5 protein-coding genes are annotated in these 11,719 nt (G+C 48.7%); all 5 read right to left on the bottom strand.

What is annotated here, in order from left to right; genetic code table 11:
* Nucleotides 1-30: 30 nt before the first annotated feature.
* Nucleotides 31-1,791 (bottom strand): RagB/SusD family nutrient uptake outer membrane protein, encoded by a 1,761-nt coding sequence (locus VN105_RS04770; RefSeq protein ID WP_325638450.1) that lies wholly within the window; start codon nucleotides 1,789-1,791, stop codon nucleotides 31-33.
* Between the two features lie 19 nt (nucleotides 1,792-1,810).
* Nucleotides 1,811-4,711 (bottom strand): SusC/RagA family TonB-linked outer membrane protein, encoded by a 2,901-nt coding sequence (locus tag VN105_RS04765; protein ID WP_325638448.1) that lies wholly within the window; start codon nucleotides 4,709-4,711, stop codon nucleotides 1,811-1,813.
* A 35-nt stretch (nucleotides 4,712-4,746) separates the two neighbouring features.
* Nucleotides 4,747-6,642, bottom strand: a complete 1,896-nt coding sequence (locus tag VN105_RS04760) for a RagB/SusD family nutrient uptake outer membrane protein (protein WP_325638446.1) — start codon at nucleotides 6,640-6,642, stop codon at nucleotides 4,747-4,749.
* A gap of 18 nt (nucleotides 6,643-6,660) precedes the next feature.
* Nucleotides 6,661-9,831 (bottom strand): TonB-dependent receptor, encoded by a 3,171-nt coding sequence (locus tag VN105_RS04755; RefSeq protein ID WP_325638444.1) that lies wholly within the window; start codon nucleotides 9,829-9,831, stop codon nucleotides 6,661-6,663.
* An 86-nt stretch (nucleotides 9,832-9,917) separates the two neighbouring features.
* Nucleotides 9,918-11,719 (bottom strand): hypothetical protein (locus VN105_RS04750; RefSeq protein ID WP_325638443.1); only part of this gene is annotated, 1,802 nt, incomplete at its 5' end.

Raw genomic sequence — 11,719 nt, 5'->3', positions numbered from 1 at the left:
GCCGTTTCTCGTATTGGTCCTATGTTTCTCTTAATCCAGCCATCCGGGGTTCTGCCAGTTTTGGCCGGTAAGCTGGAACACTTTATTTATTTCTGACTGGTCAATGGGGTACATTAAAAACCTGTCTGATGAGCAACCTCTCCCTGCAAACTTAAAGCGGTTATAGATCAGACCTGTGCCGCTTTGGGTGATGCGCATGCCTGTTACAAATTTATCCGTCTTATCCAGTATCTTCCAGCGGCGCACATCAAAAAAGCGGTGTTCTTCAAATGCAAGTTCCACACTTCTTTCATTACGGTATTTTTTTTCAAAGGCATCTTTATTCATCCCTGCGGGGAATGGGGGCATACCAGCCCTGCTGCGCACTGCGTTCACTGCGTCTCTTGCGCTCATGGAGAAACTACCGGCAGTTACTGCTGCATCGGGCCCTGCGGATTGATATGCTGCTTCCGCGAAATTCAGGTAAAGCTCTGCCAGCCTGAATAAGCGGATAGCGCCATCCGCATTGTTATTCTGGTCTGATTTATAATTATTGAATTTCCGGAGATAATAACCGGTACGGGTATACTTGCGGTTATTGAGGGAAATACCTTCTGCTCCGTTTACAAAGGTCTCTACTTTTTTCCCGTTGGGCTGATCCAGGTAGCGCAGTGCCCCGTTGTAATAAACAGAAGCATAGAACCGCGGATCTCTGCCTGCATAAGGGTTTTGAGGATCATAACCAGAGGCGGGGTTGATAATGGGCTGGAGCCTGTCGGCGTCTGAATAGCCGAGGAATGGCGGCTCCCCGTTGGCCATCTCGTAGCGGTCTACCAACTCCTGCGTAGGGTTAGGGCCTGCCTTTTCCATACCTCCCGTGCTGGGCATACCGGCGTATTTCCAGATCTGCATGGCTGCACCTGCCTGCAGAATAGTTTCTTTATCCCTGCTGCGCTGATCATTGGAAGTGATGAAATGATAAAGCGCATACCCGTTTTGTGCGATATTGGCATCCGGTGTTTCATTAAACAGGTGGTAGTCGTTTGCCAGGCATTCCGACAGCGCTTCCGCGGTGATGGTTTTGGCATTGTCCCAGGTATAGGTACCATCGCTCCATAAAGGGCTGGCTGCATAGGTAACTGCTTCCGACCTGATGGCATAGGCTACTGCGCGCGACATAATCCCGTACTGGTTATCATAGATGCCCCAGGGAAACCCGTTCCTTGTTGCAGGCACCATCAACGCGGTGTCACAATCTTTCAGGATAAAGGTAACTACAGTGCTGAAGCTGGCTTTTGAGTCTTTGGAGAAATCGTAATCCACCGGCAGTGGCCTGTCAAACAGCGGTACGCCGCCATACCTTTTAATCAGCTGCAAGTAGTAAAGCGCCCGCAGTACATGCGCCTGTGCTATCCAGGAGGTCTTTTCCTCAGCAGTGGCAATCGTTTTTGAGGCGTCTATATTCGCCAGGAAATAATTGCATTTGCGGATGCCTTCGTACAAACGCCCCCAGGGGCTTTCATCTGCCGAAATACCTGCATAGCTCTGCGCGGTAACGCTGCCGGAATACCAGTTACTGTATTTTGAATTGGGCGTAATATCGTCTGCATCCTGCGCCTCATCGGTATAGGAGGCACGGTCCATATAGGGCGCCGGGCAATAGCCATAGCAGGAGTTGAGGTATCCTCTTACGCGGTCGTAATCAGTAAACACTTCGTTCATGGTGATACGGCCATCAGTGGGCAGATCCAGTTGCTTCTGACAGGAAAAAAGACCTGTAACAGCTAATAATATGATGATATATTTTTTCATACCGGTAATGTTATATTAGTTAGAAACCTACGCTCACGCCTATGTTATATACCTTGTAAACAGGAAATGAAGTATATCCGCCACCTTCAGGGCCAAAGTCGCCAGACTTCATATGATCCCAGGTGAACAGGTTCTGGCCGCTCAGCAGTACCCTGATCTTATCGGCTGTAATATGCCTGGCAATTGATGCCGGCAATGTATACGAGAGCTCTATATTTTTAAGCCGGAGGTACGACCTGTTATAGCTGAAAAAATCATTGGCTTCATGGTTCACTGTTTTTTGCAGCGACAGCGCAGGGTAACTGATGGGTTGATGCCTGTCATATCTTTCCTGTGTCCAGGCATTGGCATGCAACGAACCAAATACGCCGTCGTAATCGGTTTCGTATACCCCTTGTCCGCCGTAAATGGAAGCGTATTCACCTACTCCCTGGAACAGGAAGTTCAGATCAAAAGCCTTATAACGTACCCCTCCGCTGATTGCATAGGTTTTACGCGGCAACATACCGTTGCCAACAGGCGCCTTATCCCGGTCGTCGATGATGTTATCGCCATTCAGGTCCCGGTATTTCAGATCGCCCGGGCGGGGAGTGCCCATGCCGTAGGTAAGATTGCTCTTCACAATTTCATCTTTTGAATTAAAGAACCCGTTCCCATTGCTGTAATCAACGAGGTATCCAAATTCCTGTCCGAACGAATATCCTTCTTCCCTTAGCCGGTAAGCATAATCTGCTGTTCTTTCTGCTTCATTCCAGCTGATGATCGTGTTTTTCTGGTAGCTCAGCATAACGCCGGCGGATATATCAAGATGGCGGTTGATGCTTTTGGTATAGTTCGCCGTTATTTCGTAGCCTTTATTTTCAAAGATGCCAGAATTAGTTTGTGGATAGTTGTTTAATGGAATGCCCTGGTAGAGCGGGATTTTGGAAGATGCGCCCACCACCATATTTTCCATTCTTTCTTTGAATACATCCACGGTGATGGTCAGCGCATGGAACAATCCAAGGTCGATCCCTGCATTTTGCTTGGTAGAAATTTCTGCCTGTATGGCTGGGTTACCCACCTGGTTTTCCTTGATGATGTATTGCAGGTACCCGATAGGGCCGCCACCACTCAGCGTTACATTATCCAGGTAGGAGAACCGGGCCAGGCCGCTCTGGTCGTTGCCGGTTTTCCCCCAGGAAGCGCGTAGTTTCAACTGGCTTAACCAGGGGAGTGGCTTCATAAAATTTTCGTTGGAAAGTTCCCATCCTGCTGATATCGCGGGAGTAGCAACAAAGCGGCTGCTCCTGGCATATTGTTCAGAACCGGAATAGCCTATGTCCAGTTTTACAAAGTACCTGTTGTCGTACGCATAGGCTGCTTCCGCTCCTGTGTTTAGCCTGGTATAGGGCAGCAATGCCGGGGAGCCCACATCTGCTTTTGTTAGGTTCTGATAAAACATATATCCCAGTCCGCTGATGCGGTGCTTATTAAATTCCCGCTTGTAATTCAGCATCGCGTTATAGGTGAGATGATAGTAATAGGAGCTTGCTTTTCCATAGGCAAGCGGCGTATTGTTATCGCTCCCTTTTTTTACGAATGCCAGCGTATCGGGATTATCTGTCCTGATCCAGCGCTCATAGTTTTGCGTGGTTCCCAGGCTGCCAACGGCATTTGTCTGGTACGCGAAGGTGCCTGTTAAGCTCAATCCTTTGGTGAGGAAGCCCAGGTCCACCTCCAGGCCTACCTGTGAAGAAATATTTGTAACAGTATGCCGGTAGTAGCCGGAGCGGTTAAGCATACCATAGGTGGGTGCGCCTACCCGCTCTGTGGTTACTACATTCCCGTCGGGTGTAAGCGGGCCATAGGTAGTGGGCGGCATCTGGAACAGGCTGCCGTATACGGTAGCGTTGCCGGAGCCCGGGGTGCGTTCTCTTTTGATGTTACCACTCAGGCGTAAAAACCCTTTGATGTATTTGTTGAGGGTCATATCCAGGTTACTGCGGTAGTTCACCCACACATTATTGGCGTTCGGATCGTATTTGACCTGGTCCGTTTTAAACTGCCCGCCCTGGTGCATGACGTTGATGTTGGAGAAGAATTGCACGTTGTCGTTTCCTGCAGACAAGTTCACTGCCACCCGCTGCATGGAGGCGATATCTTTCATGTATTGTTCGTACCAGTTATTGTTTGGGTACAGTTGTTTGTCTGTTCCGTTGCGGTAGCCTTCAATTTGTTTTTCAGAGAATAAATAATGATCGCCTAAGCCATCGTTAAACGCGGCCTGGTTTCTCATGGCAGCATAATCGGCCGAGTTGTAGAAGGCCGGTTTGGTGGTTACCTGCTGGAAAGACTGGTCCATGCGGACTTTCACTTTCAGTTTGCCTTTCTGTCCTCTTTTGGTGGTGATCACTATAATGCCATTGGCGCCCTGTATACCGTATAATGCCTGAGTGGAGGCATCTTTCAGTATGGAAACGGATTCAATTTCACTGGCGGAAATATATTCCAGTGTCTGATTGCTGTTGTAAGCGCAAATGATGCCATCTATTACCACCAGGGGACCGTTTTGCCGGGCAGACGAAATGCCTCTTATAAACAGGTTGGTGTTGGCCCTGGACAGTTCGGAGAAAGTTTCCATAGTGGTTAACCCTGCGAGCCGCCCGGGCAGTGTTTGTGTAAGATTGGCTACCGGCGATCGTTCCAGGGTTTCACCGCTAACGGTAGCTACTGCACCGGTTACGTCCCCACGCAGCTGGGTGCTGTAGCCCAGTTGTACTATCTCATCCCGGTGATGGGGATCCCGTTGTAATGTGGTGTCTGTTAATTGCCCTTTTGTAAGGGAGGGCCGCTGCTGTGCCCGGAGTGTTGCCTGTTGCGAAGCAATCGAAACAACCGTAAATGTGAGTATTATATTGATGGTTAATTTAGATCTCATGTTCTTGGTATTACAAGCATTTACAAAAGTTTTTATTACCAGCCCGGGTTTTGCCAGTTATTGCCGGTGATGGCCTGCAAACGGTTAGCCTCCTGCAGGGGGATGGGGAGGGAGAGAAATTTACCGGTGTAATTCCTGCGCTCCGTTTCCCGCACCGGCCGGCGTTTATAACTGAAAGAGCCATCGGGGTTGCGGGTAATTTCCATGGCAGTAACCCACTTGTCTGTTTTGGAAAGATCTGCTGTTGGAGCGCACCAGCGGCGCACATCAAAGTAGCGGTTCTCTTCCATGGCAAGTTCCACCCTGCGCTCACTGCGTACGCGTTGAATGAGCGCAGCCTGGGATAAACCGGCAGGCAGATCAGGCATGCCCACCCTGTTCCTGATTTCATTGACCGCCTCTGTTGCTTCTGCCAGCTTGCCTGCTTCTGCGGCGGCTTCCGCGAAGTTGAGGATCACTTCTCCCAGGCGGAAAAGCTTGGTATTAGCGCCGCCTACAGGGTTATCGTTCCCTGAATTGGGATGCAGGAATTTTCTTTCGAAGTAGCCGGTGCGGGTAGCTTTTCTAACGGTGGAGTGAATGCCTGTTTGCGGCTCTCCCACATAAGTAGCGATCACCCGCATCCTGTTGCCTATACCGCCGGGATAATTTTCAAAAGAGGCCGGTGTTTCACTAAATGTCCACCAGGCTTTTCTTTTGGAACCATTGTAATAGATAGAAGCATAAAAGCGCGGATCCCGGTTTTCATAAGGCTTGTTGGGATTGTACAGTGTATTGGCAGTATTATAATTGGGTTGCGTATGTTTTTCATCTGCATAAGGATTATCCGGGTTGAGCACAGGTAATCCGTTAGTTGTTTCGTATGCATCCACCAGTTCCTGCGTGGGGCAGGTGCCTGATTTATAACCGTCCTGCGCTCCAACGCCGTCAATATCCCATATGTTTCCCTGGCCGTCCCTGCTCTGATAAATGGTTTCCTTATCGGTTGGGTTGGAGGCGTATGCCATTGTTTGCGTGAAGTATTCGTTATACAGGGCAGTATGCACATCTTTGTTGGGCCCGAGGTATGCTTCATCGGCAAGATAAATATGCGGGAGGTTTACCTTGTTGTATAGTTCGTATCCATTTGCCCGCAGATTGGCGAGGGATGTTTTGTTGACCGTATAAGCCTCCTGCCAGTAATCTTTGCCTGCATTATACAACGGGCTGGCTGCAAACAGGATCATCCTGGATTTGATGGCTTCTGCCATGGCTTTGTTAACCCGGCCACCTTCTCCCGTTGTGGTGATCCTCCAGGGCAGTTCTGACGTTGCCAGTGCAACATCACAATCTTCCATAATAAATTTCGCCACATTGTAATAGCTTTCTTTAGAAATACCGGAGAAATCATCCGTAAAATCATGCGGTTCACGTTCCACCGGCAGGGCTGCTCCATACCATCTTAATAATTCTGCGTAGTAATAGGCCCGGAGTAAATGCGCTTCTGCTTTCCACCGGTTACGATCGGCCGGGTTGGTAACATTGGCGCTATCAATGCGGCTGATGAATACAGAACAGTTGCGTATAGCGTTCCAGTATCTTGCCCAGTAATCGCCGTTGCCAGCGTCTGCACTGATATTAACAACAGGATGATTGCCTGCGGAGGCGTCGCCGTTATACACACGCCCTGCCATGAGACTGGGTTCTGCTTCCGCGTCGGTGTCCCATGCTTCATCGCTCCACACTACGGGACCACGGCTCCAGAAGTAATACCTGGCGCCTTTTGCCGGCATATTACTGTAACAGCTGTTTAAAAATGCACCTACTTTGGTATTATCTGCAAAAATATCGTTCATCGAGATCTTGCCATCCGGCGCCATATCCAGGGCTTTCTTACAAGCGCCCATGGCCAGTAACAGGAGTAGCAGCAAATATGTGTATATCGTTTTCATAACTTCGTTATTATAGTATCAGAATGTTGCATTGAATCCGAAATTCATCATACGGGTTACAGGATAGCCAATACTGTTGGTTGTTTCCGGATCAAGATGACCCATCTTCAGTTTATCCCAGGTGAGCAGGTTCTGCGCACTTACGTATACCCGTATCCCTTTTATACTGGCTCTTTTCAGCCAACCCGGGGGGAGTGTATAGGCCAGTTCTATATTTTTGAGACGGATGAAAGACCGGTCCATGATGAAAAAGTCGTTGGCAGTATGGTTAGTGGTATTTCTTGTACTCAGCGCCGGGTAGGTAATTTTCTCTCCCTTTGCATAGCGTTCTGCTGTCCATGCTGTTTTATGGTAATCAAAATAGGTACCTTGAATAATATTTTCATACACACCCTGGTTAGCGTAATTAGAAGAATACCTGCCTACACCCTGGAAGAAAACCGTGAGATCTATACCTTTATAACCCAGCGCCAGTGTGGCACCGTAAACAATGCCAGGAATGCTGGTATATTTGATAGGGGCCAGATCTTTATCATCTACTACGCCATCTCCGTTCAGGTCGAGGTATTTGAAATCACCTACTCTCGGACTGCCAAAACCATAGGTGGTATGCGACAGGTATTTATCCAGTTCTTCCTGGGAATTAAAGTAGCCGTTCCCGTTACTATAGTCAATTTTATATCCCCAGCTTTGTCCGAGTGAAAAGCCCGTTTGCCGGTACCTGTATGCATACGCTTCACTATTAATGGCTTCATCGATAAACTTTACGGTGTTATGGTTATAACCGAAATTGCCCCTGAAATTGAGATGAAGGTTCCTGGTAATATTTTTATTATAGGTGACTTCAATTTCAAATCCTTTATTATCCACCTCGCCCATGTTGATCCTCGGGATTTTGTCGAGCGGTACGCCCTGTAACTGAGGAATAGTGCCACGACTTATCAGGATATCTGAACGGTTTTCGATGTAATAGTCGAAAGTAATTCCCAGGCTGCCCAGTAGTTCGAGGTCTACGCCATAGTTTTGTTTCCTGGCTAGCTCCCAGGTGATATTTGTATTACCCAGCAATCCCTGGTTAATGCCCTGTCCGAGGCCTAAACTTCCCAACGGGCCTCCTCCCATAGTGATATCGCTTTGGTAGAGGAAACGGGCATTTCCCATTTTATCATTTCCCACTTTACCGTAAGACGCCCTTAATTTCAGATTGGTGAGGAAGCGGTTTCCTTTCAGGAATTTTTCATTGCTCACTGCCCATCCTGCTGATACTGCAGGAAAGAAGCCATAACGTTTACCCGGTGCAAATTGCTCTGAACCGTTATAGCCCATGTTTATTTCTGCCAGGTACCTGTTATCATATCCATAGGTAGCTCTTGCGGCTATGCCTACTACGTTAAACGGGATCTCGCCGGCGGGAGATTCCCAGTAATCGCGCTGTGCCAGCACCATGCCGCCTACGTCATGCCTGCCGCCAAAAGTTCTGTTGTAGTTGATGCCTCCCTGGATGTTAATGTTGTACCGGGAGTCTGCTCCTTTGTTCAGGGCGAGTCGGTTTTCACCGGAACGTTTTAGTGCGTAGCTTAGCTCGTCTGTCTGGTAGTTGACCTGGGCCAGGTAAAGTTGTTCCGTTTTGTAGCCCTGTACGGCCGTTGTTGCTTTGGAGTCGTAGGAGATCATTCCTTTAAGACTGAGCCCTTTGGTCACCGTTTTGCCCAGATCCCATTCCAGCCCAAGTGTGCTGTTAAGGTTGGACCTGACTTCATTCCTGTAACCAAACCGGTTCATGATCTCAAATGCGGAACGGTCCATATAACCGGGGTCTACGATCTTCCCGGTGGGTACGCCAAAGCCGTCTATCGTAGTAGGGCCGGGGGTAATAGGAAGAATGGTCTGCGCCTGGTAAATAAGGTCTGTTATCATCCAGTCGGTGGAACTCCCGGGATATAAACCTGCAGAAGGCATATTCACCTGTTCTATATAGGTCCCGATATTTAAGAATGCTTTGAGGGAAGGCGTTATTTTATAATCAAGATTAGATCTGAAGCTATAGCGATCCAGTTTCGTGGAGGGGTCATAACCCAATTGTGATTTTGGCTCTGTTTTAAGATTTCCTCCCTGGTGAAGATAAGTGGCATTGGCAAAATAGGCTACTTTATCGGTACCGCCGTTAAGACTTACATTCACTCTTGTCTGAGGGGAATACCTGGAGATGTATTCGCGGTAGTAGTCGTGATCCGGGTAAATATAATTCCGGATCCTTGCTTTGTTTGCATAGTCAGGATCTTTGGGATCAAGTCCTGCGAGCGGGTTGATGTATTTATCAATTATTTCCTGCGGGAAAGGCGGTGTGGCGATGCCATCATTTTTTGCTGCCTCATTCCGCAGTTTCATGTACTCAACGGAGTGTAGCCGTTCCGGCTCCCTGGTAAAGGAGGAGTAACTCTGATCCACACTGATGTTCAATTCTGTCTTACCTGGCTGTCCTCTCCTGGTGGTGATGAGTATAACGCCGTTGGCCCCCCGTACTCCGAATACGGCAGTGGCAGAAGCGTCTTTTAAAACCGTAACGGAAGCTACTTCATTGGGATCTATTGTGCGGATATTATCGCGGGGCACTCCGTCGATCAGTATAAGCGGAGCGGTACCGTTGGTAGTGGCGGCGCCTCGCAGGTACAGGGTGGCATCATCCCGCCCTGGTTGTCCGCCGCCCGACTGTATGGCGGTAAGACCCGGCAGGCGACCGGCCAACGCATTTGCCAGGCTGGCGGCGGAGCTCTGCCTGATGTCTTTTGTTTGTACGGAGGATACGGCGCCGGTCACCGAGATCTTTTTCTGTTGCCCGTAACCAACCACTACTACTTCATTTAATTTTTCATTGGAAGACGCCAGTCTTACGTAGATGCTTGTTTTGCCGTTTACGGCAATCACTTTCCGGTTATAGCCCATGTAACTAAAGATCAGGGATGCATTGGCCGCGGCATCGATGGTAAAGCGTCCATCCCCGTTTGTCTGGGTGCCTTTATCTGATCCCTGTATTTTAACAGTAACACCGGGTAGGGGATTGGCTCCGGAGGAATCTGCAACGGTACCTGAAATTTTAATTTTGTCCTGAGCAAGGGAAGCAAAGGAGCAGCAAACTCCCAGCAGGAGCAAGCATAATGTTGCCCTGTGACGGTTAGAATTTTTTTTCATATCGTGGTCTTTTTAGACTTTTCTTCTAACGTGATTTTGGATTGATAAAAACTTGATTCAGTAGGCCTGTTATGGTGGATCTATTGTTATTCTTCTCTGAAAAGGTAGTTGAAACGGCCTGCCGGCGCCACATCTCCATTTATAAGGAAGTCGATGATATCTCCTTCCTGCTGCATGTTATCTGACCATTTAAATTCAAAGTCCAGCTGGTTACTGGTAGTCTGTAATAGTTCTCTTGGGATGCGTATTTCCAGCTGGTTGCCGGCATAACGGTAATCCACCTCCGCAATTGTTTCCCAGTTCCACCCGTGCAGGGACCTTTCCAGGGTGGCTTTTGCGCCGGGGGATTTGCGGTTGATCACATAGTCGTATCCTTCCCACCCGGATTGTTTGCTGCGGTCGGCATCAATAAATAATCTCATCCAGCCGGGGTCGTTGGGAGAAGTCAGCTTATCTGCTGTTTGCACCAGGAAGTATACATATCTTCTGTCGCGGGCCACTTTGGCGGCTACAATATCGTTGCGGCCGGAGGTATTGGTATAATGTGTGCCCGGGTAACCGTCTGCATCGCGGTGCAGCGTGCTTCCGCGGTGCGCTTTATAGAGAGGTAATACATCCGTCCAGTCGTTGAATTTGCCATCGATAAGGATATTTTTTTCGCGGGATATTTTCTCCGGGGCAGGCATGCCTTTGAACCTGCGGATGTTGGCTACCAGCTGGTAATAATAGTTATCGTTATGACCGCCTTTCATCGGCTCTATGTCGCGGCTGTTCTCCGTATCAAATTCGTCGGGGAAGGCATTGGGTTGTCCGCACCAGGTTTCATAGCGGCCGGCGATCCATTCGTTCCACCCGGTTACAAAAGCCAGTTCTACATTTTGTTTCAGCACATAGTCCCATTGTTCCTGGAAGTTTAATCCATACTGGTGGGCGTCCGGCCGGGTATCGTGGCCATTTTTATCTGTGTAACTTCTGCCAAAAGCGCCTTTGGCATTCATGGGGTTCAGGCCGTTGGCCTTGGTCCAGTTTTGAGATACACCTACCGTCATCTGCTCAAAACTGCCATCCGGATTCTTTGCAAAGCCGTGCTGCGGGTATATTTCCAGCCAGCCCCAATGATCGTTGCGTTGAGGCCCCTTATTATATACCGGTTGCCCGGGGCGGAAAGTGAAAAAGTTTTTTATCTCTTCACTTATATTATCCGGGTAAGCCATGATGAGCGGCTTTCCCTTCCATTGAAACCAGAGGTCTTTGTATAAGCCTGGTTTGTAAAGATCGTTGTACACCTGGCTGATGGCGCTTTTAGAATCGTTGCTGGGGCCAAACCCCATCATGAAGGCGATTTGGGGGGTACGGATACCATTTTTCCTGGCTTCGGCAAACACTTCGCATAGTTTCATGTAGGCCGATTTCCATACGATATCACCATTGGTGCAATCGAACATGATCATATCCACGCCGGCATCTGCCAGCATTTCTGCGTGTTTCCATACCACCCATTTATCCAGGCCGGTATAATAGCCAAAGAGTGGCTCGCTCCAGAAATTCATAATGTTTTTGGGCCAGGCGGGGTGATGGAAATCGTACAGCGCGTCCGGGTGTTGCTGCATAAAAGCCGTCGTATTATGAGGCCTTAAATTTTTGCTCTGGTCCTGGTGCCAGGTCCAGTAAAACATACCCACAAACCTGTCCTTTTTTTCACTTCCAACTTCCTCATAGGTGGGGAGTTTTCTGCCGAGTGCATCCGTGGCAGGCAATGCCGCCGTGTAATTAGTCAATAGTTCCTGCGCTGAGGCAACAGACGCCGGGGTTATCAGCAGCAGGGCACCGCTGAAAAACTGTAGCAATACATTTTTCATATTAGTGGAATCGAATTGGTTGATAGTAT

It is taken from the genome of Chitinophaga sp. (genome assembly GCF_035564935.1).
In the GTDB taxonomy this organism is placed as follows: Bacteria; Bacteroidota; Bacteroidia; order Chitinophagales; family Chitinophagaceae; genus Chitinophaga.
The sequence above is the reverse complement of the archived record's forward strand: the minus strand, read 5'-3'. Positions and strand labels throughout refer to the sequence as shown.